The organism is Streptomyces sp. NPDC127177, assembly GCF_042672475.1.
GTDB lineage: Bacteria > Actinomycetota > Actinomycetes > Streptomycetales > Streptomycetaceae > Streptomyces.
This window is the reverse complement of sequence record NZ_JBHXUW010000078.1, coordinates 1-23,197: the sequence shown is the minus strand read 5'-3', so window position 1 is coordinate 23,197 and position 23,197 is coordinate 1. Positions and strand designations below refer to the sequence as shown.

Below are 23,197 nucleotides of genomic sequence, written 5' to 3'. Positions count from 1 at the left end.
TCCTCACATCCGGAAGACGCCGAAGCCGGCATCGCCCAACGGGGCGTTGGCGCAGGCGGTCAGGGCGAGCCCCAGCACCTGCCGGGTCTCCATCGGGTCGATCACGCCGTCGTCCCAGAGCCGGGCGGTCGCGTAGTACGCGTTGCCCTGGGTCTCGTACTGTTCGCGGATCGGGGCCTTGAAGGACTCCTCGTCCTCGGCGCTCCACTCGTCGCCCAGCTGGTCGCGCTTGACCGTGGCGAGGACGGACGCGGCCTGTTCGCCGCCCATGACGGAGATCTTCGCGTTGGGCCACATCCACAGGAAGCGCGGCGAGTAGGCCCGGCCGCACATCGAGTAGTTGCCCGCCCCGTAGGACCCGCCGACCACCACGGTCAGCTTCGGCACCCGCGTGCAGGCGACGGCGGTGACCATCTTGGCGCCGTGCTTGGCGATGCCGCCGGCCTCGTAGTCGCGGCCGACCATGAATCCGGAGATGTTCTGCAGGAAGACCAGCGGGATGCCGCGCTGGTCGCACAGCTCGATGAAGTGCGCGCCCTTCTGCGCGGACTCGGAGAACAGGATGCCGTTGTTGGCGACGATCCCGACCGGGTGGCCGTGGATGTGGGCGAAGCCGGTGATCAGCGTCGTGCCGTACTCGGCCTTGAACTCGGCGAAGCGCGATCCGTCGACGACCCGGGCGATCACCTCCCGTACGTCGTACGGGGTGCGCGAGTCGACCGGGACCGCCCCGTACAGCCCCGCGGGATCGACCGCGGGTTCGTCGGCCGGGCGCACGGACCAGGGCAGCTCGCCCCGGTCCGGGAGGGTGGCCACGATGTCGCGCACGATCCGCAGCGCGTGCGCGTCGTCCTCCGCGAGATGGTCGGTGACCCCGGACGTGCGGGAGTGGACCTCGCCGCCGCCCAGTTCCTCGGCCGTCACCACCTCACCGGTCGCGGCCTTCACCAGCGGCGGCCCGCCCAGGAAGATCGTGCCCTGGTTGCGGACGATCACGGCCTCGTCGCTCATCGCGGGGACGTACGCCCCGCCGGCCGTGCAGGAACCCAGCACCGCCGCGATCTGCGGGACACCGGCCCCGGACATCCGGGCCTGGTTGTAGAAGATCCGCCCGAAGTGCTCCCGGTCGGGGAACACCTCGTCCTGCATCGGCAGGAAGGCACCGCCCGAGTCCACCAGGTAGAGGCAGGGCAGGCGGTTCTCCAGCGCCACCTCCTGGGCCCGCAGATGCTTCTTCACGGTCATCGGGTAGTACGTGCCGCCCTTGACGGTCGCGTCATTGGCGACGATCACGCACTCCCGGCCGCTGACCCGCCCGATCCCGGCGATCACCCCTGCGGCCGGTGCGGCGCCCCCGTACAGCCCCTCGGCCGCCAGCGGGGCCAGCTCCAGGAAGGGCGATCCCGGATCGAGCAGGGTGTCCACCCGCTCCCGGGGCAGCAGCTTGCCGCGTGCCACATGCCGGGCGCGGGCCTTCTCACCCCCGCCGAGCCTGGCTGTGGCGAGCCGCTTGCGCAGCTCGTCGGCGAGCGCGTGATGCGCCGCCTCGTTGGCCTTCCAGGCCTCGGAGGCGGGATCGGCCGCGCTCGCCAGCACCGGTGCCTGCTGCATCCTGTCGAGCCCCCTTGCCCGTACTGCGATGTTAGTAAGCGTTAACGTCCCGCTCAGGTTAACGACCGCTAACGCACCTGTCTAGAATGACTGCTCATGAGCACCCATGCCGCCGCCCGCGTCGCGGCTCCCACCCGCCGTGAGCAGATCCTCAAGGAGGCCGCGCGCCTCTTTGCCGAGCGCGGCTTCCACGGCGTCGGCGTCGACGAGATAGGCGCCGCCGTCGGCATCAGCGGGCCCGGTCTCTACCGGCACTTCCCCGGAAAGGACGCGATGCTCGCCGAACTGCTCGTCGGCATCAGCGAGCGGCTCCTGGCCGGCGGTGAGCTGCGGGTGTCCGAGGACGCGGCGTCCGGTGACGGTTCGAGCGAAGCGCTCCTGGACGCGCTCATCGAAGGGCACATCGACTTCGCCCTCGACGACCGCCCCCTGATCACCCTGCACGACCGTGAGCTGGACCGCCTGCGGGACACCGACCGCAAGCGGGTGCGCCGGCTCCAGCGCCAGTACGTCGAGGTGTGGGTCGGCGTCGTCCGCGACCTCTACCCGGACCTCCCCGAGCACGAGGCGCGCGCCGCCGTGCACGCCGTGTTCGGGCTGCTCAACTCCACCCCGCACCTGGGCAGGCCCGGCGCCCTGCCCGACCGCACGGACACAGCGGCGCTCCTGCACCGGCTGGCCCGCGGCGCGTTCGCGGCGGCGGGCGGTGCACGGCATGAGCCGGACGGCATTCCGGAATAGAACCACCGGAAAACCCACCGCGAACGGCCGGGTAAGGATTCCGCCGACGGCCGGCCGCCGACTTTTCCCCGTGAACCCCTTTCGCCTGAGTTGTTTCGGCAGGGTGCGGACATAGGCTTCGGGACGGTCGCGTCCGCGCCTGATGGGGAATCGAATGAAAAACTGCCAGGTATCGATCGTCGTCCCTTGCTACAACGAGGACGAGGCGGTCAAGGCGTTTCACCGTGCGCTGGTCGAAGCCCTCGAACCGACCGGGAAAACCTTCGAGGTCTGCTATGTCGACGACGGCAGCGAAGATCTCACCCGTGCGGAACTCATCCGCCTGGCCGCAGTCGACGAACGGGTCAGGTACACCGCCTTCAGCCGTAATTTCGGCAAGGAGGCCGCCATGCTCGCCGGTCTCCGAATGTCCTGCGGGGATTCTGTCGTCCTCATGGACGCCGACCTCCAGCACCCGCCCGAACTCCTGCCCCGCATGCTCGAATTGAGCCGGCACGGATACGACCAGGTGATCGCCCGGCGCGACCGCGAGGGCGAGGGCGCTCTGCGCTCCTTCGCCAGCCGCTCCTACTACCGCGCCATGGGGCACTTCATGGACGTGTCCGTGGTCGACGGCGAAGGGGACTTCCGGCTGCTGTCCCGCCGCGCGGTGGACAGTGTCCTCGCGCTGCCGGAGTCCAACCGGTTCTCCAAGGGGATCTTCTCCTGGATCGGCTTCGACACCACCAGCTTCGTCTACCAGAACGCCGAACGGGTGGCGGGGCGCTCGAAGTGGGGCGGCAGAAGGCTGCTCAACTACGGCATCGACGGGCTGATCTCCTTCAACAACCGCCCCCTGCGGCTGGCCATCTACGCCGGCCTCCTGATGGCGCTCGCGGCGATGGGATACGCCCTGTGGATCATCGTGGGGGTGGCACGCCACGGGGTGGGGGTGCCCGGCTACACCACCCTGCTCACCGCAGTGGTGGCACTCGGCGGGATTCAGCTGGCCACGCTCGGAATCGTCGGGGAATACGTCGGCCGGATCTACTGCGAGACGAAGAACCGCCCGCACTACCTGATCCGGGAAACCAGCGAGAACCCGGCTCCCGCCACGTCAGGCCGGCCGTTACGGGTGAGGGGCGGCGGCGCGAGCGCCTATGGATCGGGCCGGTCCCGGACCGTGCGCCAATTCCTCACCTTCGCCATGATCGGCGTCGTCAACACGGCGGTCTATCTGGCCGTGTACGCGACGCTCAACCACTGGATTCCATATCTCGCCGCCCATGTCATCGGCTACTGCGTCAGTGTCGTCGGCTCCTTCCTCCTCAACTCCTACATCACCTGCCGGACGAGCCCCACCTGGCGGGCATTCGTGCGCTTTCCACTGTCGAGCCTCGTCAATCTCGTCCTGTCCGGCGCGCTGCTCTATGTCGGAGTGAGCCACCTGGGAATGGGAAAGAACATCGCCGCACTGGCCGCCGGAATTCTCGCCACCCCGTTCTCCTTCCTGATCGCCCGCTGGGCGATCACCTCCGGCGCCGCCGTGCCCCGGCCGGAACCGGTCGGCGGCCGGACCGGCCGCCCCGGCGACTGACGCACGGCACCCCACGGCACCCACGGCACACGTACGCAGCGGCATCGCACGAAGGGCACCGGCACACCCATGACCGCCGAAGCATCGGGAACCGCAGACCCCCCGCCGACGGCGGACGACGCACCCGGGCCAGGGAAGGGCGAAGGGCCCCCGGGCCGCCCCCGCACACCGCTCTGGGCGGTCGTTCTCACCGTCTTCCCGCTGGCCCTGCTGGCCGCCTCGTTCTGGATCGGCCGACTGGTGCGGCCGGGCGGCGACGACTGGTGCTTCCTGCCCGTGCTCCGCGACGAGGGCGTATCGGGCATGATCGGGAAGTTCTACCTCCACGACAACGGACGCGTCGCCAACGCGCTGATGGTCGCGCTCTACGGGACGGGAGGCGTGACGGGCCACCAGTGGTACGCCACGGTCAGCGGGCTGCTGATCCCCGCCGTCGTGTGGGCCCTGGTCGTGGCCGCCCTGCGCACCGCCGGGCGGACCGCGCCGCGCGGCGTGCCCCTGCTCGTCGCGGCGATGACCGCGGCGGTGTTCTTCTTCGCCACCCCCAACACGTACAAGACCTTCTACTGGCCGGCCTCGTCCGTCTCGCACACCGTCGCCCCGGCGCTGGCCGCCGCCGCGGTGATCCCGCTGCTCCGGGCCCGCTCGCACCGGGGGATGGCGTTCGCGCTCTGCGTCGCCGCCGTCGCCGGGCTGTTCATCGGGACCCTCTCGGAAGGGACCTCGATCGTCACGGGCGTCCTGCTCTGCACCGCCCTGCTGCTCAGCATCCGGTCGCGGCCGGGACCAGCCCGCGGCCGCACCCGCCTCTGGTGCGGCGTCGCGCTGGCCGCCGTGGTGGCGGGGCTGGTCATCATCTACACGTCGCCCGGGTCCCGTACCCGCCGCGACCGCTTCGGCACCGGCGCCACGTCCGTCGTGGACACCGGATCACTGGCAGAAGCCCTGCGCACGTTCGGCGACATCCTGGGGACCGTCTTCACCACCTGGACCTACCTCGGCGCCCTGGCCGTCGGTGTCCTGCTGGGCCTCCTGCTGCGCCGGAGCGGCAGCGCCGCCCCCGACGGGCCGTTGCGCGGCCGGCCGCTCATCCCGGCGCTGGCAGTGGTAGCGGCCTTCCTGGTCTCCGGATACCTCTGCACCCTCGTCACGCTGCCCGCCTTCGCGGACAACATGATGACGTACGGCACCCGCACCTGGAACGACTACCTCTTCCTCCTCGTGCTGCTGCTCGCCGGACTCGGCGCCCTGCTCGGGACCGCCCTGCGCGACCACGCCCGGCGGGCCGCTGCCGTACCCCTCGCCACGGGGGCGGCCGCGGTGCTCTGCGCGGCGGTCTGCGTGGGTCTGGCCGTGCCCCTGACCGATCTGGCCCACGACATGGGGGTGCGGGCCCGGCACTGGGACCGCCAGGACCGGCTGCTGCGTGAGAAGGCGGCCGGGGGCGCCCGGGTCCTGCCCTACGCACCGGCCTCCGTCGGGCAGATGCGCGACCCGTTCGGCAACCACGGCCGCAGCTACTGGCCGGCCGACTGCACGGCCCGGTACTACCACCTGGACCGGATCACCTACGCGCCCCGGCTGCCCTGATCGATGCCTGGGCCCGCCCCCCCCTGATCCGATGCCGGGCCCGCCCCCCCTGATCCGATGCCTGGGCCCCCGTCCGGCCGTTCCGCCCCGCGCCACCGGAGCCCGTACCGCCCACCGGTTCAATACGACCGGCACACTGCGCACACCTGACGGCACAATGGGTTCATGCCGATACCCAGCCGCGCCGCTCTCGTCGAACACCTCGTCCGTACGCGTATAGCCGGAGACGTCGCGACCCCACGCGACAACAACCTCTCCCACTACCGCAAGCTCGCCAACGGCGACCGCCACTTCTGGCTGGGTCTTGAGCTCGGCGACCGGTGGCGCGACGAGCAGGACGTACTGGCGGTGATGGCCGAACGCTGCGGGGTCAGCGACGACCCGGAGCACCGCTTCGGCCAGGACACCATCGACCCCGAACTCACCGTCGACGCCCTGGACCGGGCGGCGGCCAGGCTACGGAAGGCGGCCGCCGGATCCGAACGGGTGCTTTTCGCCACCGGTCACCCGGGCGGGCTCCTGGACGTCCACCGGCTGACGGCCGCCGCGCTGCGGGCCGCCGGCTGCGAGATCGTGCGGATCCCCGGCGGGCTGATGGCGGACGAGGGCATGGTCTTCCAGTTCGCGGACGTCGCCGTGCAGGAGCGCGGCGCGACCCTCTGGCACACCCACTCCCCGGCTCCGATGGCGGCCATCCTGGACGGCATGGAGCGCGAGGGCCGGCCCATGCCCGACCTGGTCGTCGCCGACCACGGCTGGGCCGGCTGCGCGGCGCAGCGCGGTCTCGACGCCATCGGATACGCGGACTGCAACGACCCGGCGCTGTTCCTGGGGGAGTCCGAGGGCACCCTCCAGGTGGCCGTGCCGCTGGACGACCATGTGCTGGACCCGCGGTTCTACGACCCGATGACGGACTACCTGCTGGACGCTGCCGGACTGCTCTGACCGGCGGCGGATCCAGCCACTCAGGGGCGTTCCGGCACCGAGGAGTGCTCCGAGTCGTAGGCCGCCTGGTTCCGCTCGATGCCGGGGTTGTGGTCGACGGCCCACTCGGCCAGCTTCACGGCGGGTTCGATCAGGGTCCGGCCCGTCGCGGTGAGCTCGTACTCGACGCGCGGCGGCACCTCGGGGAACGCCGTGCGGGTCACCAGCCCGTCGCGCTCCAGGTGCCGGACGGTACGGGTCAGCATGCGCTGCGAGATGCCCGGGATGCGCTGCTGGAGCTCGGTGAACCGCATGCGTTCGCCGTCGAGGGTGGCCACCACCAGCAGGGTCCACTTGTCGCCGATACGGTCCAGGATGCCCCGGATCGCACGGCCGCCGTCGCCGCGGATGAGGCAGCTGTTGCGGTACTTCGACATCGGCGGCTCCCGTTCGCCAGGCACACCGGTGTGCCTTTTGTAAGCGTCCCCATAGTCACCGACCATGTGGTTGCGGACAAGTCGTAACCATTGACGGAGGACTGGCATGGAGATCGCCTACTGGATCGTCGCCGGGCTGCTGGCGGTGTTCTACCTGTACGCCGGAGGCAAGAAGGCGGTGCAGTCCAAGGAACGGCTGGCGCCCATGATGGGCTGGGTGGACACGGTCTCGATGCCGCTGGTCCGGGCCATCGGCGCCGTCGAGATCCTCGGCGCCGCCGGCCTCGTACTGCCGCCCCTCACCGGGATCGCGCCCGCCCTCGCGACGGCGGCCGCGCTCGGCCTCCTGGTGCTCCAGGTGCTGGCGACCGCGCTGCACCTGTCACGGGGCGAGGTGAAGGAGACCGGTCTCAACATCGCCCTCATCGTGCTCGCCGCGGTGACCGCCTGGCTCGCCACGACGTGGTGACCGGGCGGGCGGCGGTTTCCGTCTGGCTCGCCGACGACGTGGTGACCGGTCGGGCGCCGGTTTCCGTCTCTCTCGCCACGACGTGGTGACCGGGCGGGCGGCTGTGTGACGAGGCCTATCCGTCCTCGTCCAGGCGGTCGGTGAACAGCCCTCCGCCGTCCCCGTTGCCCTCCCCGTCGCCGGACCCGACCACCGGATCGCCCCCGGCGGCCCGGGCGCGGCGGCGCTGTGCCACCCCCGGTGTGGGGTCCAGATACACGCGCTGGATCGACGGATAACGCTCCCGCAGCTGCTGTTCCGCCTCCTCGCAGGCCCATTCCACCTGTTCGGCACTGGCCACGTCCCGGAAGCCGACCTTCGCGGCGATCAGGATCTCGGACGGTCCCTGGATGAGGGTGGTCAGCTCCAGCACCTCGATGATGTGCGGCACGGAGAGCAGTTCCTCCCGCACCCCCGTCCGCATCGACTCCGGTACCGGGCGGCCGATCAGCAGCTGGGCGTTCGAGCGGCCCAGCACCCAGGCCACGTACACGAGCAGCACGCCGATCAGGATCGAGGCGATGCCGTCCCACACCCCGGAGCCCGACAGCTGGCCGCCGAGCAGCCCGCCCGCGGCCAGCAGCAGTCCGACCAGGGCCGCAGAGTCCTCCATCACCACGGCCTTGACCGCCGTGTCGGGCGTGCGGCGCAGATACCGGGAAGGGGCGGCGCCCAGCCGGGCGGCCTCGCCGCGGACCTGCCGCACCCCGGTGCGCAGGGAGTAGCCCTCCAGGAGGAAGGCGATGCCCAGCACGATGTACGAGACCAGCGGATCGCCGAGGTCCTCGCCCGCCATGAGCGTGTGGACGCCGTCGTACAGCGAGAAGACCGCACCGCCGACGAACGTGGCGACGGAGGCGAGCATCGCCCAGATGTAGCGCTCGGGGCCGTAGCCCAGCGGGTGGTCGTCGTCGGCGGGCTTCGCGCTGCGCTTGAGCGAGGTGAGCAGCAGCACCTCGGTGACGGTGTCGGCGAGCGAGTGCGCCGCCTCGGAGAGCATCGCGCTCGATCCGCTGATCAGCCCCGCGACGGCCTTCGCCACGGCTACGCCGAGGTTGGCGCCCGCGGCGACGATCACGGTGAACGTGGACTCCCCGCCGCCCGGCGCCTCGTCGGACTCCCCACCAGCTGAATTCTCGTCACTCATGGTGGGGAGTATGTCCGCAGCCGGGCCATGCATGTCCGACGCGCGGCCGTCGGGTCCGATCAGGCGTTCCGGGGGACCCGGACGACGCCCTCCTGGATGACGGTGATCGCCAGCCGGCCGTCCTGTGTGTAGATCCGGGCCTGACCGAGCCCGCGCCCGCCGGACGCCGACGGCGACTCCTGGTCGTACAGCAGCCATTCGTCGGCCCGGAACGGCCGGTGGAACCACATCGCGTGGTCCAGGCTCGCGCCCACCACGTCACCGACCGCCCAGCCGCCGCGCCCGTGGGCCAGGAGGACCGAGTCGAGCAGTGTCATGTCGGAGACGTACGTCGCCATGCAGACGTGCAGCAGCGGGTCGTCGGCCAGCTTGCCGTTGGTACGGAACCACACCTGTGAGCGGGGCTCGCGCGGTTCGCCGACCGTGCCGAAGGGCGGCGCGTCCACATATCGCAGATCGACCGCGGCCCGCGCCTCGATCAGCCGGTCCACGACGCCCGGGTCGCTGAACCGGTCCGCGTAGCGCGGCAGCATCTCGGCGGCCGTGGGCAGGGCCTCCGGGTCGGGCGCGGGCGGCATGTCCGCCTGGTGCTCCAGCCCGTCCTCGTACGTCTGGAAGGACGCCGAGAGGTGGAAGATCGGCTGACCGTGCTGGACGGCGACGACCCGCCTGGTGGTGAAGGAACGGCCGTCCCGGATGCGGTCGACCGTGTAGACGATCGGCGCGCCGGGGTCGCCCATCCGCAGGAAGTACGAATGCAGCGAGTGGGCGGACCTGTCGGCCGGGACGGTACGGCCCGCGGCGACCAGCGCCTGGGCCGCGACCTGCCCGCCGAAGACCCGGGGCACGACCGCCGAACGGCTCGTGCCCCGGAAGATGTCCCGCTCGATCTGCTCCAGGTCGAGCAGGTGGAGCAGATCCGGCAGGGGATCAGGTGCTGCGCTCATGGGGTGAAGGTAGCCGCTTCGGAGACCCTAGAGACCCATGGACTTGGCGATGATCGACTTCATGACCTCGCTGGTGCCGCCGTAGATGCGGTTGACCCGGTTGTCCGCGTACAGGCGGGCGATCGGGTACTCGTTCATGAAGCCGTAGCCGCCGTGCAGCTGGAGGCAGCGGTCGATCACTCGGTGCGCGACCTCGGTGCAGAACAGCTTCGCGGAGGCGGCCTCGGCGGCGGTCAGCTCACCGGCGTCCAGCGCCTCCAGCGCGCGGTCGGCGACGGCCTGGGCCGCGTCCACCTCGGCCTGGCAGGCGGCCAGTTCGAACTTGGTGTTCTGGAACGAGGCGACGGTCTTGCCGAAGACGGTGCGCTCCTGCACGTACTCCTTGGCGAACCGGACGGCGGCCGCGGCCTGCGCGTACGCGCCGAAGGCGATGCCCCAGCGCTCGGAGGCCAGGTTGGTGCCGAGGTAGCCGAAGCCCTTGTTCTCCTCGCCGAGTAGGTCCTCGACCGGGACCTTGACGTCGACGAACGCGAGCTCGGCGGTGTCGGAGACCTTCAGGCCCAGCTTGTCGAGCTTGCGGCCGACCGAGTAGCCCTCGGACTTGGTGTCGACGGCGAAGAGGGAGATGCCGAAGCGGCGGTCGTCCTCGCGCGGGGCGGAGGTACGGGCGCAGACGATGACGCGGTCGGCGTGCACACCGCCGGTGATGAAGGTCTTGGCGCCGTTGAGGACGTAGTGCGTGCCGTCCTCGGAGAGCTTGGCGGTGGTCTTCATGCCCGCGACGTCGGAACCGGTGCCCGGCTCGGTCATCGCGAGGGCCCACATCTCCTCGCCGGTGGTGAACTTCGGCAGCCAGCGCTTCTTCTGCTCGTCGGTCGCGAGCATCTTGACGTACGGCAGGCCGAGCAGGGTGTGCACACCGGAGCCACCGAAGGAGACGCCCGCGCGGGCGGTCTCCTCGTATATGACGGCCTCGTACTTGTGCGAGTCGATGCCCGCGCCGTCGTACTCCTCGTCCACGTTGATGCCGAAGACGCCCAGCTCGCCGAGCTTCAGATAGAAGTCACGCGGTGCCTGGCCGGCCGCGAACCAGTCGTCGTACACGGGCACGACCTCGGCCGCGATGAAGGCGCGGATGGTCTCCCGGAACGCCTCGTGGTCCTCGTTGAATACCGTACGGCGCACGGGGTGCCTCCCTGGTCGGCTTCGCTCGGCTCGGCTAAGCGCTTGCTCAGCCTTGGTTAAAAGTTACCCGGCGGTCACCGGGGCTGTCCAGGGTGATGCTGAGCACGCCGGAGGGGGCGGGGCCGTGGGCGCCCGTGCGGGAGAACGGGCGGGTGGACGGTGGCAGTGCGCGACCGAGTCGCATTAGCGCTGTATCCCGAAAGCGTCAAGGATCGAAATTGAGCCATGCGTCCGGGAGGAATCGGTCCATCCGCCCATAGGGGGTGGGGTGAAGTCGCCCCGATGTGCAAGCTGTTGGTGTCCGGTGGCCATGGCAACCGGTGGCCACACAGGTCCTGCCTCAGGCGGGGCAGGCATCTTCAACGGGGGATCACATGAAGAAAGTCATGACACGTTCGCGTGCCCTGATCGCGGGCGGCGCACTGCTGGCCGGGGCGCTGACGGTGACGGCGGGGGTCGCGTCCGCGGCTCCGCAGCCGTCCGGGGACGCGGCCGTGAGCACGAGCCGGGCCGTGGCCGCAGTACCGGCCCCGTCGGCAGCGGCGGCGACCTACTCGGTCAACATCTGGGCGCAGGTGAACCAGCGCTCCGGTCCGCACACGGGATCAGCCAAGATCGGAACGCTGGGGCTGGCGGACAACCCGCACAAGGCCCAGTGCTGGATCGTCGGCGACACCGTCACCGCCGAGGGCTACACGAACAACATCTGGCTCAAGGTGCAGAACAAGGACGGTGGAAGCTGGGGCTACGCCAGCGCCATCTACTTCAAGGGCGACAAGCGGGGCAACCTGCCGGCGAGCGCGAAGTGCTGATCCGCGGCATCTGCGGCATCTTCGGCATCTCCGGTATCCCCGGCTGACCGTTCGCCGAGGCGTCTTCCGTCGCGGAACCCACTGCGGCGGAGGGCGCCTCGGCGCCGCGAAGCGGATCGAGCGGAAACGGCCCGAGCGGAAACGGCCCGAGCGGGGACGGCCCGAGCGGGGACAGGCCGAGCGGGGACAGGCCGAACGGAATCGGGAAGGGCTCAAGCGCAATCCGAAGGGGCTCAAGCGGAATCCGAAGGGGCTCGGGCGGAACGGAATTGGCTCAAAGAGATCGCTGAGTGAGCGCCACCCACAGCTCCGTCCGCACATCCATGTCGTCCAGGTCCGCATCCAGCAGACCGGCGCAGCGGGTGATGCGCTGGCGGACCGTGTTGCGGTGCACCTGAAGTGCGGTGGCCGTGCGGTCCCAGCTGCCGTGCAGGCTCAGCCAGCAGCGCAGGGTCTCGGCGAGCGGCTCGGTGAGCGGGGCCAGCAGGGCGCGGGAGTGCGCCCGGGCGGCCTCTTCCGGAATGAGGGCGGCCAGTCCGCGACCGGTGTCCGCGCGATGGTGGGCCAGCGGGGTGCGGGTCGCCTCTGCTCGGCCCAGGGCGCGTGACGCCTGGGTGTCGGCCACGTCCAGTGCGGTGATCGCGGCGGGGGCCGATGCGCCGAGCGTCCACCCCGGCTGCGGGATGACCCGGTCGCCGCCGGGCACCAGCACCCGCACCGCGTCGCCGCCCCGGCCCGCGTCCACCAGCGCCGAGCCCAGGGCCGCGCCGAGCGCCCCGGCGGTGAGCGGGTCCACCGGGTCGCCGCCGCCCCGGCGCGCGTGCACCACCGTCCACAGCTCCCCGCCGCCCAGCAGCGGGGCCACGCCCGCCGGGTCCGCGCCCAGCAGCAGACGCACCAGCGCCGCCGAACGGCCCGCGGAGTCGGCGCCCTGGTGCGGGGCGGCCAGCAGGGAGAGCAGCACGACCGCGACCCCGGCGATGGTGTGATCGCCCGCCTCGCGGCGTTCCGTGGCCAGGGTCAGAACGAGCCCCTGCCCGCCGCCCAGCGCGTACGCGGACAGATGTGTGCCGCCCAGGGTGTCGGTGGCCGAGGCGGGCGCGGGGCGTACGACGGGCGTGACCACCCGGGAGAGCCGGGCGAGCGCGGACCGCACACCGGGCGCCTGCTCCCTGCCGTCGGCGTGCAGCTCCTCGCCGTCGGCCGAGAGCAGGGCCGCCCGCCCCTCCAGCTGCGCCGCCAGCTGATGCAGCACGGCCGGCACCGGATCGGTCCTGGCCGCCGCCGTCGCCAGGGCCTGCTGGGCGCGCGTCACCCGGCGCAGCTCGCGCAGCCGGGCCTCCGCCATCAACCGCCACACGGCACGGGCGATCGCCGTGAACGGAGTCTCGGGCGGCACCTCGACCAACGGCAGCCCGTGCCGCTCACACGCCGCCACGAGCTCCGCGGGCACGGTCTCGTGCACCGGCCGCACCCCGAAACCGAGCGCCGCCGCCCCCGCCTCCACCAGCCGCGCCACATAGGTGTCCGGGTCCGTGAGCAGCACCCCGGCGCTCAGCAGCAGCTCACCGCCGAGCAGATACGGATACGGGTCGGCCATCTCCGATGTGTGCACCCACAGCAGCTCCGCCTCCGCGGGCCCCGCGATCCTGCGCAGCCCGAGCTCCTCCCGCGCCAACAGCTCGGTCAGCGGGATGGGCGGGGTCGGGGGCGTGGCCGGTGCCCCCGGTCCCGCGGAGAGTTCCGACATGGATGGACCGTCCGTTCAGTGCGGCAAGAATGGATGAAACGTACACTTCAGCGTCGCCGCCGGGCCACCTACCGTCTTCACCACCCACACCTGTGACTTTGCGATCGAGACGGAGGCAAGCCCATGGCAGTCGACTACGCCGTGATCGTCGTCTACCTGGCAGGCATGCTCGCCATGGGCTGGTGGGGCATGCGCCGCGCCAAGTCCAAGAGCGAATTCCTGGTGGCGGGCCGCAGGCTCGGCCCCTGGATGTACTCCGGCACCATGGCCGCCATCGTCCTGGGCGGCGCCTCCACGATCGGCGGCGTCGGCCTCGGCTACCAGTACGGCCTGTCCGGTGCCTGGATGGTCTTCACGATCGGCCTCGGCCTGCTGGCCCTCTCCGTGTTCTTCTCCGCCCGCATCGCGCGGCTGAAGGTCTACACCGTCTCCGAGATGCTCGACCTGCGCTACGGCGGCCGGGCCGGGCTCATCTCGGGCATCGTCATGTGGGCGTACACGTTGATGCTCGCGGTCACATCGACCATCGCGTACGCCACCATCTTCGACGTCCTCTTCGATATGAACCGGACCGTCGCGATCATCCTCGGCGGCACCATCGTCGTCGCGTACTCGACGCTCGGTGGCATGTGGTCGATCACGCTGACGGACATGGTCCAGTTCGTCGTCAAGACCATCGGTGTGCTGCTGCTCCTGCTGCCCATCGCGGTGATCAAGGCGGGCGGCTTCAGCGAGATGAAGGCCAAGCTGCCCACCGAGTACTTCGACCCGCTGGGCATCGGCGGCGAGACGATCTTCACGTACGTGCTGATCTACACCTTCGGCATGCTGATCGGCCAGGACATCTGGCAGCGGGTGTTCACCGCCCGCAGCGACCGCACGGCCCGCCTGGGCGGAACGGTCGCCGGTACGTACTGTCTGGTCTACGCGGTCGCGGGGGCGGTCATCGGCACGGCGGCCAAGGTCATGTACCCGAAGCTGCCGACCGCGGACGCGGCCTTCGCGACGATCGTCAAGGACGAACTCCCGGTGGGCGTACGGGGTCTGGTACTCGCCGCCGCACTGGCGGCGGTGATGTCCACGTCATCCGGCGCGCTGATCGCCTGCGCGACGGTGGCCAACAACGACATCTGGTCGCGGCTGCGGGGCGCGGTGTCCCGGGGCGGGGACAGTGCGGAGCGCGATGAGGTGAAGGGCAACCGCGCCTTCATCCTGATCATGGGGCTCGCCGTGATCCTTATAGCCATCGCGCTGAACAACGTGGTCGAGGCCCTGACGGTCGCGTACAACCTGCTCGTCGGCGGCCTGCTGGTACCGATCCTCGGCGGCCTGCTGTGGCGCCGTGGCACTGCGGCCGGCGCGCTGGCGGCGGTCGCGGTGGGTGGCGTCGCGGTGATCGGCCTCATGGCGGGCTACGGAATCCTCGCCAACGAGCCGGTCTACTACGGCTTGCTGGCCTCGCTGGCCGTGTACGTCATCGTCTCGCTGGCGACGAAGCCGACGGACGCGGAGGTGCTGGCCGCCTGGCGCGAACGGCTGGCGGGGCGCGGCGGGGAGACGGAGTCCGCGGAGTCGCCGGGGGAGCGGGTCGCGGGCTGACCTGCCCGCACCGGGCGTTGTCAGTGGCGTGGTGCAGCATCGGGAGGGACGAAGGGGAGGCCACCATGGCGATCACCAACGAACACCTCGCGCAGGACGCGCTTCTGCTCCCGCTGTACAAGGACGACTACTTCCCGGACCACGTCCTGGACAAGGGCAAGGCGATACTGCTGCGCCTCTGCGAACGGATCGAGTCGGAGCACCCGGCCGACCTCGTGGCGCTGTACGCGCTGACGGCGGTGGCGACCGAGGAGTTCAACGCCCTTGAGGCGGAGTTCGACGCGGCGGGCAGTGAGATCGAGACGGTGGCCCGCGAGGAGATCGGCGAGGCGTTCTGGCTCATCGCGAAGGCGTACGGCTTCCCGGACGCGGACGCGGAGGAGCTGATCGCGGCGCGGGAGTGGTGAGGGGCGGGGAGCGCGGGTGCGAGGACCGGCGCCTCGGTCCGGTCAGCCGGACAGCGTCCCGGCCTTGACCGCTTCGACGAACGAGGCCCAGCCGGCGAGAGGTATGAGCAGGGCGGGGCCACCGGGCACCTTGGAGTCGCGGACGGGGACGGCGTGGGGGTGGTGGTCCCGGACTTCGAGGCAGCTGTCCTTCTCAGGCCCGCTGTACGACGACTTCCGCCACCCGGTCGAAGTGGTGCGCTCATTCACGGTGTCCGTACTCCTTCGCTGCAGCCCTGAGCAGAGCCACCGACTCCGGTAGTGGCAGCGCATCGCTCAAGGCGAGAGCGTAGGCGCCCTGGATGCGCTCGACCAAGTGCGGCGAGTCATGGACCTTGGCCATATGGATGCCTTCGGAGTACGCCACCGGTGGCTGGTCCTCGAACCACATCAGCGACACCATGCCCTGCAACAGCGGATAGATGCCCGAGCCCAAGGGCAGTACGTGCACTCGGACCCGACCGCTCTCGACGAGGCGGACCAGATGCATGATCTGCTCGGCCATGATCTCCGGACTACCGGCTACCCGCCGCAGAACCGACTCGTCCAGGAGCGCCCAGACCACGGGGAAGACCGGACTGTCCAGAATCCTGGCGCGCTCCAGACGTGCGACAACGGCTTTGTCACGTTCCTCCTGGCTGAACGGAGGAAAGGCGACGCCCAGCACGGCATCCGAGTATCTCCGCGTCTGGAGGATCCCCGGGACGAAGGCGATGGCGAACTCGCGGATCACCGTGGCCTGTTGTTCGAGCTGCCGGGCGGCCTCGAAGCGTTCCGCAATGGAGGAGTCATCCTGCGCGGGCAGAAAACTAGTGAGCACATCCCCCGTACCCAGGGCCAGGTCCAGACGCCGCGCGTCCTCCCGCGACGGCACGCGCCGTCCGCCCTCGATGTGCGAGATGTGCGACCGGGTCATGATCGCCGCATCGGCCAGCTCCTGCTGCGTCATTCCGGCGGCCTCGCGCCGGGCCTTCAACCACTCACCGTAGGTATTGCTCAAGGCCGACTCCCGTGCGACGAAGGCGGTGTCACTCCGTATCCCCTGGCGAGCCTAGCCGCGTCCCTCTCACCCTGTGAGTGGATCGCTACACATGGCAACGAAAGGGTGCGCGATGACGAAGACCCCAGGTGGCGCGGGCGGTAGTCGAGTAGAGGCGCTGCGGCTGTTGCCGTGGTCGAGCCCGGAGGGGAAGCCCTGCTACGTCTCCGGGGACGGCAAGGGGTACGTCTCCCGGCTGGCCGACGAGATGGAGAGCGTGCAACTGTCGATGTGCGTCGAACTCCTCGACCACGCGGACGACATGCTCGGCGACCGGGACACCACCGCCGACCAACTCCGCTTCCTGGCCGCCCGCATGGCCGAGTCGCTGCGCGACGCCCACCGAATCGCCACGAGCCGTGGCCTGCGGCTCCTGGGATAGGACTGCTCGGTCGAGGGGGTATCTCGTCGCCCCCGCCGCGACTTCAGAAGCGAAAACCAATGATGCCGAAGCCCGGCTGGGCTTCCGCGTGCCGCATCCAGCCGAGGCACTGCCTGACTGCCTCCAGGACCTCGGGCTCCAGCGGCGGGGCCTGACCTGACTCGTCGATCGCACGCTTGGTGGCCTCGAACTGCTGGAGCGCCTGGGCGATAAGGGTGGGCTCCCACTCACCGCAGCCCGGTATGTCGGTGTATGGCAGGGGAGTCGGCAGATCGCTGTAGCTGAACGCATCCACGGACACAGCGGTGATGCCCAGGGCCGCAAGGCCTCGGTCGACGACAGACAGCCAGTGGCCCTTGTGCGGAGTGAAGCAGTCGTTGGGCAGGAACGCACCGGTGAGCGAGCACAGTCGCTGGTAGGCGTAGCTGTACTGGAAGGCATGGTCCCGGTCTTCACTGAAGGGGCCGCCGTGGATGACCGCTCGGAGCGCCTCGTCTGCCGTGGGGGAGCCCTGCTCGATCGCGTAACTGTGGTAGTCGTCGTCGCGGGCCAGGTCATCCCCGAAGTCGGTGCGTATCAACTCCAGCAATTGGTCATCGCGGGATCCGACCAGGGTGCGTGCAGCGGCCACGTCCAGCAGATACACGCTCAAGGAAGAACTCATGAGACGAACCTAGTGGGGGCCACTGACACTCCTGCGAAACGCACTGGCCGGTGCAGGGGCACGGCAGGCAGGCTGGGGCACTCAACAGCCTTGGGTCAAGGCGTCTGTCGGTGGGGCGCAGTCTCGCGAATGTCGGTCCCTGCCCTCGATATCCGGCGCAGGCCAGCGCCTGTGGGAGTCTCGACGATGAGGCAACGATGGCCGTGTTAGGAGCCCTGAGGAGAGAGGACCCGAACATGTGCGCCTCTGCTGTTCAGCCAGGCTACGAGATCTACGCCCGTGATCTCTCGCAATTCGTGTCCTTCGTCGATTGTTGCCGGACCGAACACCTTTCCCGTAAGTCCCAGTACGACCGTCTGTTCGTCCATGACGACTTGGAATGACGTTTGCTGAACGCTTGCGTACGACAGGTCCGAGCCTTGAAGTCTCACGCCGAGTAGTCCGGCCCCATCAAGTTTTGTGAGCCTGAAGGATGCTCCCCGGGCATCAACTTCCCACATTTCCACGCTTCCGAGATTGGCCCGGTCGAGGTTCGCACAACTCAACGATGATTCATCCAGTACGGCCTTCACGAGCGTGGCCCCGGAGAGGTTCGCCCCGCTCAGGTCGGCGCCCTCCAGGTGAGATCTGTATAGGTCGGCGCCGGACAGGTTGACGTAGCGAAGGATGGCATCTGTGAACAGCCCGTTGGCGAGATCGGCACCCGAGATATCGGCTCCAGTTAGATCTAGCCCTGTTACGCCCAGCAGGGCATCGTTTTTGGTGGCCCAATCATTCAGTACACTAATAGTCTGCGTGTTGGCCGGGAGCATTTTAATGTGGAATCGACTGTCATGTGGTCCAGGAAATTTGATCACTCCAGAACGTCGCTTGTGTGTCGTTGATGCTGATGTGATGCAGGTTTGATCTGGCGAAGAGTGATTTCGAGTGCGGAGTGCGTATCACGTCGAGAGCGAGGCGGTATAGGTAGCTTATGCTAGCCGGGAGGGAGTGGCTGGGTGATGGAATTCTCGAACAAGTAGGAATGCATGTTCACGAGATATTTTTGAAGGGAGTCATAGTCTGGGAACTCAATATTCGTCAAGCGTTCGTACTCTGCTGTCCCGAAATCCTTATCCCGAATAATCTCGCTGAAACCTTCGCGGATGGCTTGGACGTAGGATGCGTTACAACTCATCAAGGTGGGGCGCAAGTAGCCAGAATTGTCGTACGCTTGCTCCTCGTCGAGATAGACCCTCAGGAAACCCGGAAAATCTTTTTCCATTTTCAATTCCTTCTATTGATATCGACCGGCTTGAACGTGCGCTGGGGGTGGCGACTTGAGCGCTGTCGTGGGAGTGGTCCAAGAATTGGGGAACCCGACTCTTAACTGGGATTCTTCTTCCACTCCCTCGTGAGGTGCCCGTTCTCGCCCCATGCTCTATCTGAAAGTGGGATGCTCCTGCTGCCCACACCCTTCAGCTATTCTTCTTCGTTGACTTGATGAGTCAGATGCAACGTCAATTCTGCTGTGGCAAGCATCCTGGCGACTTCGATGGGAAGTGTCTTGAACTCTTCCAGTACGACGTCGACAGGATCGACTCTGCGAGTTTGTCCGTCGAGGCCGGTGGTCTCGATCACGTAGCGATACCCGCGGATTGTCATGGTGTCGTCCACCACGATCCAGTGGGCCCCATGTCGTTGAATCAGAACGTCTGCAACATATGCCATTAGATCGCTTTGTAGAGTTATCCAATCCGATTTCTCAAACTGTCCAAGAGGGAGTCGAGATACGTAATTTTGAAGAGCAGGAATTAGGTTAAGTGGATCGCTCGTGTAGATTTCCGGTGGAACCCCTAGCGTGTCGGAAACGTCAATGATGGTACGGCGTCCCTCCGCAGCCCATTGCTCGAGATCGGGGTTGGGCATATTTTGTTCCTCCATTTTGCATCCCTTTTTGATGTGGTGTCTATTTTTAGGTGCGGGCCCGTATTCGACAAATATTATGCGAGTCTGGGTGAGGTAATTTCGCAGAGCCTCGGATGGAGGGGCGTCCGTGAAGACCCACCTGGGATCATATTTGGGATCCATGCGCCGTAGAGTGAGGTCCTTGTTTATCTGCTCAATTATACCTGCATTGAGTGGAACCTCTCCTCTTATGGCTTGACTTGTTCCATCTGCCAGTCTGATCGTTCTGTATTCCAAGTAGTGTTTGATTTCTACAGCCAAGGTCCGACCGTGCGGAAGGTCTACAGGGACGTCTGCCTTTCGTCCGCCTGGCGCCTCCACTGGATAGTACGGGTGGTCGTGGGTCGGAACGCGAAAGTGCCGCTCCGGGCTGCCACCGAACATTTCCCGGCCTATCTTCTCTGCCGTGGTGTAGCGGTGTCGTCCAGCACGCAGGGCGCGAAGCTCCCGCAGGGAGAGTTCTGCTTGGCCGGGAGGTAGCGTGCGGCGTGTGAAGTCCGGGTCGCTGCTTAGTTCGCCGTGCTCTCGTGGTCCCGAGGAAACGGAGGCATCTGGGCTCTCTGCTGGCTCATGCGGTTCCTGAGTGTCAGCCTGGCGCTCGCCGTCGTGGCCGTGCGCGGGCTCGACAGGTTCGTGAGTGTTCGATCCGCCGGACGAGGCTTCCGAGCCCCGCCCCCCGTACGACGGGGGATTGGTGTGACTGCTGCGCGAGGTCGGGCCGTTGGCGTGGGGCGTGTCTGCGCCCGAGCCGCCCCGCTCGGGGTTGCCCGGCCCCCCGCCGTCCATGCTGTTGCTCGGCAAGTGGTGGCCCGCCGAGCCAACCGGCAGGTTGTTCGCCGCGCCGCCCGGTGTCGCGTTGGCCGTGGCGTCAGGTGGCGGTAGAAGGCCGGCCGGGGCGGCGGCTCGGCAGTGGCCGTCCATGTGTGCGTTTCATCCCTCACGGGTGGCGAGAATGGATGAAACATACACTTCAGGCCTGCCGCTCCGCCGCTTAGCGTCATCAGTGGACCCGTGCGGGTGCTTCCGTGCCGTTCCGGGACGTCCGGCACACTCGAGGCAGCGCGTAATCGAAGGAAAGGCCACCCACTCCATGAGCAGCACCGAAACGCCGCGCGGACCCGTGGACTCCTCCCGCGTCCCGCGGTACGCGGGGCCGGCGACGTTCGCCCGGCTGCCCCGGCTCGACGAGGTCGGCCGGGCCGATGTCGCCGTGGTCGGTGTGCCCTTCGACAGCGGGGTCTCCTACCGGCCCGGCGCCCGGTTCGGGGGCAACGCGATCCGGGAGGCCTCGCGGCTGCTCCGTCCGTACAACCCGGCGCAGGACGCCTCGCCGTTCGCCCTGGCGCAGGTCGCGGACGCCGGTGACATAGCGGCCAACCCGTTCAACATCAACGAGGCCGTCGAGACGATCGAGGCCGCGGCCGACGATCTGCTCTCCACCGGTGCCCGGCTGATGACGCTCGGCGGCGACCACACCATCGCGCTGCCGCTGCTGCGCTCCGTCGCCAAGAAGCACGGGCCCGTCGCGCTGCTCCACTTCGACGCGCACCTCGACACCTGGGACACCTACTTCGGCGCCGAGTACACCCACGGCACCCCGTTCCGCCGGGCCGTGGAGGAGGGCGTCCTCGACACATCGGCGCTCTCCCACGTCGGTACCCGCGGCCCGCTGTACGGCAAGCAGGACCTCACCGACGACGCCAAGATGGGCTTCGGGATCGTGACCTCCGCCGACGTCATGCGGCGGGGTGTCGATGAGATCACCGACCAGCTGCGTCAGCGCATCGGTGACCGGCCGCTCTACATCTCCATCGACATCGACGTACTGGACCCGGCGCACGCCCCCGGCACCGGCACCCCCGAGGCTGGCGGTCTCACCTCGCGTGAGCTGCTGGAGATCGTGCGCGGGCTGTCCTCGTGCCACCTGGTCTCCGCCGACCTGGTCGAGGTGGCTCCCGCGTACGACCACGCCGAGATCACCTCCGTCGCCGCCTCGCACACCGCGTACGAGCTGACGACGATCATGAGCCGCCAGATCGCACAGGCCGGTGAGAAGCAGGCCGGTGAGAAGCAGGCCGGGCAGAAGCAGGCTGGACAGAAGGAGGCCGGGCAGAAGTGAGCCACGACCACCACGACGAGCGCCCCGAGCTCACGCCCGCGCAGATCGCCGCCGCACTGGACCCGCCGCCCGGACGCACCGGTGGCGACCTCGCCGTCGAGACGCTCCAGGGCCTCGGCGCGACCACCGTCTTCGGGCTGCCCGGACAGCACGCGCTGGGCATGTTCGACGCGCTCCGCCGCTCCTCCCTCACCTACGTCGGCCTCCGCGTGGAGAACAACGCGGGCTTCGCCGCCGACGCCTACGGGCGCGTCACCGGCGAGGTCGCCCCGCTGCTCCTGTCCACCGGGCCGGGCGCGCTGACCTCGCTCGCGGCGCTCCAGGAGGCGGCGGCGGCCTCCGCGCCCGTGCTGGCAGTCTCCAGTCAGATCCCGACCGCGGGTCTCGGCGGCGGGCGCCACGGCTACCTGCATGAACTGCGCGACCAGAAGGCGTCGTTCCGCGATGTCGTGAAGTCCGTGCACACCGTGCGGGCCGCCTCCCAGATCCCGTCCGCGATCGCCGCCGCGTGGGAGTCCGCGCTGACGGCCCCGCACGGCCCGGTCTGGGTCGAGATCCCGCAGGACGTGCTCCTGGCACAGACGACGCTGCCCGTCGTCACCGCGATGGACGCCTCCCCGCGCGAGCTGCACGCCCGGCCCGAACTCATCGCCGTGGCAGCCCACTTGCTGTCGAACGCGCAGCGTCCGGCGGTCATCGCGGGCGGCGGGGTCGTACGCTCCGACGCCTCCGGCAAGCTCCGGGCCCTCGCGGAACGGGTCAGCGCCCCGGTCGTCACCACCTTCGGGGGCAAGGGCGCCTTCCCGTGGGAGCACCCGCTCTCGCTCCAGTCCTGGCTGGAGGACCGGCACACGACGGACTTCCTGGAGGACGCCGACGTCCTGCTGGTCGTCGGCTCCGGACTCGGCGAGCTCTCCTCGAACTACCACACCTTCAGGCCGCGCGGCCGGGTCATCCAGATCGAGGCCGACGCCGGGAAGCTGGAGTCCAACCATCCCGCGCTCGGCATCCACGCCGACGCCCGGGACGCCCTGGCCGACCTCCTCGACGCCGTCACCCCGCGCGAGGACCCGTCCGCCGCCGAGCGCGTCTCGGCCGTGCTCGGCCTGGTCCGGGACCGGATCGCCGCCCAGGGGCTCACCCTGGAACAGCACCTCGTCGCCGGGATCAGGGCCGCGCTGCCCGACACGTCCCCCAGCTTCTGGGACATGACGATCCTCGCCTACTGGGCCTGGTCCGCCTTCGACGCACGCCACCCCAACACCATGCACTCGGCCCAGGGCGCGGGCGGCCTCGGCTACGGTCTCCCGGCGGCCATCGGGTCCGCGGCCGCCGACCGTACGAAGCCGGTCCTGGCGGTCTCCGGTGACGGCGGCGCGATGTACTCCATCGCGGAACTCGCCACCGCCCGCCAGTACGACCTCCCGGTCACCTGGCTGATCGTGGACGACGGCGGGTACGGCATCCTGCGCGAGTACATGACCGATACGTTCGGCGAGACCACCGGGACGGAGCTGGCCCGTCCGGACTTCGTCGCCCTCGCCGAGTCGTTCGGTGTCCCGGCCGTCCTCACGAGCCCCGAGGCACTCGCCGACGACCTGGCGAAGTCCTTCGCGCAGCCGGGTCCCTCGGTCGTCGTGCTCCCGGCCCTGCTCCGGATGTTCGAGCCGACCCACCTCTAGGTGTATTGACCCGCAGCGTTGTTCACGCGGTGGATGGGCGGGTGTCCGTTGAGTGCGGTGTGGCAGCGGTGGTGGTTGTAGGTGTGGAGGA

23 protein-coding genes are annotated in these 23,197 nt (G+C 69.0%); 11 read left to right on the top strand and 12 right to left on the bottom strand.

Annotated features, from left to right (window positions below; translation table 11 throughout):
* Positions 1 to 3: 3 nt before the first annotated feature.
* Positions 4 to 1,611 carry a carboxyl transferase domain-containing protein gene (locus ACFVJX_RS32615; RefSeq protein WP_384135375.1) on the bottom strand — a complete coding sequence of 536 codons (1,608 nt, stop codon included), beginning with the start codon at positions 1,609 to 1,611 and terminating at the stop codon, positions 4 to 6.
* A gap of 96 nt (positions 1,612 to 1,707) precedes the next feature.
* Here ACFVJX_RS32615 and ACFVJX_RS32610 point away from each other — a divergent pair, with 96 nt between their 5' ends.
* The 4 genes from ACFVJX_RS32610 to ACFVJX_RS32595 all read left to right on the top strand — a co-directional run bounded on the left by ACFVJX_RS32610 (position 1,708) and on the right by ACFVJX_RS32595 (position 6,463).
* Complete coding sequence (locus tag ACFVJX_RS32610) at positions 1,708 to 2,352, top strand: TetR/AcrR family transcriptional regulator (RefSeq protein WP_384135371.1); 645 nt, start codon at positions 1,708 to 1,710, stop codon at positions 2,350 to 2,352.
* Positions 2,353 to 2,506: 154 nt separating this feature from the next.
* Positions 2,507 to 3,928, top strand: coding sequence for a glycosyltransferase (locus tag ACFVJX_RS32605; protein ID WP_384135368.1), 1,422 nt, complete (start codon positions 2,507 to 2,509; stop codon positions 3,926 to 3,928).
* 69 nt (positions 3,929 to 3,997) lie between these two features.
* A complete protein-coding gene (locus tag ACFVJX_RS32600) occupies positions 3,998 to 5,518 on the top strand; it encodes a DUF6056 family protein (protein WP_384135365.1) in 1,521 nt (506 codons plus the stop codon).
* Positions 5,519 to 5,683: 165 nt separating this feature from the next.
* Positions 5,684 to 6,463: a phosphatase gene (locus ACFVJX_RS32595; protein WP_384135362.1), complete on the top strand. Its 780-nt coding sequence runs from the start codon at positions 5,684 to 5,686 to the stop codon at positions 6,461 to 6,463.
* A gap of 20 nt (positions 6,464 to 6,483) precedes the next feature.
* Here the strand turns inward: ACFVJX_RS32595 and ACFVJX_RS32590 are convergent, their stop codons facing one another.
* Positions 6,484 to 6,879 (bottom strand): winged helix-turn-helix transcriptional regulator, encoded by a 396-nt coding sequence (locus tag ACFVJX_RS32590; protein WP_384135359.1) that lies wholly within the window; start codon positions 6,877 to 6,879, stop codon positions 6,484 to 6,486.
* 106 nt (positions 6,880 to 6,985) lie between these two features.
* On the opposite strand from ACFVJX_RS32590, the gene ACFVJX_RS32585 reads away from it, so the two are divergent.
* On the top strand, positions 6,986 to 7,348 hold the full coding sequence (locus ACFVJX_RS32585) for a DoxX family protein (protein WP_384135356.1): 363 nt from the start codon (positions 6,986 to 6,988) through the stop codon (positions 7,346 to 7,348).
* A 115-nt stretch (positions 7,349 to 7,463) separates the two neighbouring features.
* On the opposite strand, the gene ACFVJX_RS32580 is transcribed toward ACFVJX_RS32585, so the two are convergent.
* The 3 genes from ACFVJX_RS32580 to ACFVJX_RS32570 are packed head-to-tail and all read right to left on the bottom strand — an operon-like array spanning position 7,464 to position 10,666.
* Entirely contained in the window at positions 7,464 to 8,534 is a 1,071-nt protein-coding gene (locus ACFVJX_RS32580; protein ID WP_384135353.1) for a cation diffusion facilitator family transporter, read from the bottom strand.
* 59 nt (positions 8,535 to 8,593) lie between these two features.
* Positions 8,594 to 9,481, bottom strand: coding sequence for an acyl-CoA thioesterase (locus ACFVJX_RS32575; RefSeq protein ID WP_384135350.1), 888 nt, complete (start codon positions 9,479 to 9,481; stop codon positions 8,594 to 8,596).
* Between the two features lie 27 nt (positions 9,482 to 9,508).
* Positions 9,509 to 10,666: an acyl-CoA dehydrogenase family protein gene (locus ACFVJX_RS32570; protein WP_384135347.1), complete on the bottom strand. Its 1,158-nt coding sequence runs from the start codon at positions 10,664 to 10,666 to the stop codon at positions 9,509 to 9,511.
* Positions 10,667 to 11,052: 386 nt separating this feature from the next.
* On the opposite strand from ACFVJX_RS32570, the gene ACFVJX_RS32565 reads away from it, so the two are divergent.
* The gene (locus ACFVJX_RS32565; RefSeq protein ID WP_384135344.1) at positions 11,053 to 11,478 is read left to right on the top strand and encodes an SH3 domain-containing protein; all 426 of its coding nucleotides are present in this window, start codon (positions 11,053 to 11,055) and stop codon (positions 11,476 to 11,478) included.
* Positions 11,479 to 11,752: 274 nt separating this feature from the next.
* On the opposite strand, the gene ACFVJX_RS32560 is transcribed toward ACFVJX_RS32565, so the two are convergent.
* Positions 11,753 to 13,228: a PucR family transcriptional regulator gene (locus ACFVJX_RS32560; protein ID WP_384135341.1), complete on the bottom strand. Its 1,476-nt coding sequence runs from the start codon at positions 13,226 to 13,228 to the stop codon at positions 11,753 to 11,755.
* 123 nt (positions 13,229 to 13,351) lie between these two features.
* On the opposite strand from ACFVJX_RS32560, the gene ACFVJX_RS32555 reads away from it, so the two are divergent.
* Positions 13,352 to 14,827 carry a sodium:solute symporter gene (locus ACFVJX_RS32555; protein WP_384135338.1) on the top strand — a complete coding sequence of 492 codons (1,476 nt, stop codon included), beginning with the start codon at positions 13,352 to 13,354 and terminating at the stop codon, positions 14,825 to 14,827.
* Positions 14,828 to 14,892: 65 nt separating this feature from the next.
* Positions 14,893 to 15,234 carry a DUF5713 family protein gene (locus ACFVJX_RS32550; RefSeq protein ID WP_384135335.1) on the top strand — a complete coding sequence of 114 codons (342 nt, stop codon included), beginning with the start codon at positions 14,893 to 14,895 and terminating at the stop codon, positions 15,232 to 15,234.
* 42 nt (positions 15,235 to 15,276) lie between these two features.
* On the opposite strand, the gene ACFVJX_RS32545 is transcribed toward ACFVJX_RS32550, so the two are convergent.
* Both ACFVJX_RS32545 and ACFVJX_RS32540 read right to left on the bottom strand, forming a co-directional pair.
* On the bottom strand, positions 15,277 to 15,483 hold the full coding sequence (locus ACFVJX_RS32545; protein ID WP_384135332.1) for a DUF397 domain-containing protein: 207 nt from the start codon (positions 15,481 to 15,483) through the stop codon (positions 15,277 to 15,279).
* The gene (locus ACFVJX_RS32540; RefSeq protein ID WP_384135329.1) at positions 15,476 to 16,273 is read right to left on the bottom strand and encodes a helix-turn-helix domain-containing protein; all 798 of its coding nucleotides are present in this window, start codon (positions 16,271 to 16,273) and stop codon (positions 15,476 to 15,478) included. Before ACFVJX_RS32540 ends, ACFVJX_RS32545 begins: the two co-directional genes overlap by 8 nt.
* Before the next feature lie 112 nt (positions 16,274 to 16,385).
* Here ACFVJX_RS32540 and ACFVJX_RS32535 point away from each other — a divergent pair, with 112 nt between their 5' ends.
* Positions 16,386 to 16,694, top strand: coding sequence for a hypothetical protein (locus ACFVJX_RS32535; RefSeq protein ID WP_384135326.1), 309 nt, complete (start codon positions 16,386 to 16,388; stop codon positions 16,692 to 16,694).
* A gap of 43 nt (positions 16,695 to 16,737) precedes the next feature.
* On the opposite strand, the gene ACFVJX_RS32530 is transcribed toward ACFVJX_RS32535, so the two are convergent.
* The 4 genes from ACFVJX_RS32530 to ACFVJX_RS32515 all read right to left on the bottom strand — a co-directional run bounded on the left by ACFVJX_RS32530 (position 16,738) and on the right by ACFVJX_RS32515 (position 19,566).
* Positions 16,738 to 17,358, bottom strand: a complete 621-nt coding sequence (locus ACFVJX_RS32530) for a hypothetical protein (RefSeq protein WP_384135324.1) — start codon at positions 17,356 to 17,358, stop codon at positions 16,738 to 16,740.
* Between the two features lie 206 nt (positions 17,359 to 17,564).
* Positions 17,565 to 18,170, bottom strand: coding sequence for a pentapeptide repeat-containing protein (locus ACFVJX_RS32525; protein ID WP_384135321.1), 606 nt, complete (start codon positions 18,168 to 18,170; stop codon positions 17,565 to 17,567).
* A 164-nt stretch (positions 18,171 to 18,334) separates the two neighbouring features.
* Positions 18,335 to 18,622 carry a hypothetical protein gene (locus tag ACFVJX_RS32520; protein WP_384135319.1) on the bottom strand — a complete coding sequence of 96 codons (288 nt, stop codon included), beginning with the start codon at positions 18,620 to 18,622 and terminating at the stop codon, positions 18,335 to 18,337.
* Between the two features lie 197 nt (positions 18,623 to 18,819).
* A complete protein-coding gene (locus ACFVJX_RS32515) occupies positions 18,820 to 19,566 on the bottom strand; it encodes a hypothetical protein (RefSeq protein ID WP_384135317.1) in 747 nt (248 codons plus the stop codon).
* Positions 19,567 to 20,395: 829 nt separating this feature from the next.
* Here ACFVJX_RS32515 and speB point away from each other — a divergent pair.
* Positions 20,396 to 21,424: an agmatinase gene (speB, locus tag ACFVJX_RS32510; protein WP_384135314.1), complete on the top strand. Its 1,029-nt coding sequence runs from the start codon at positions 20,396 to 20,398 to the stop codon at positions 21,422 to 21,424.
* Positions 21,421 to 23,106 (top strand): thiamine pyrophosphate-binding protein, encoded by a 1,686-nt coding sequence (locus ACFVJX_RS32505; RefSeq protein WP_384135311.1) that lies wholly within the window; start codon positions 21,421 to 21,423, stop codon positions 23,104 to 23,106. The genes speB and ACFVJX_RS32505 overlap by 4 nt, the downstream gene beginning before the upstream one ends.
* The last annotated feature ends 91 nt before the right edge of the window (positions 23,107 to 23,197 follow it).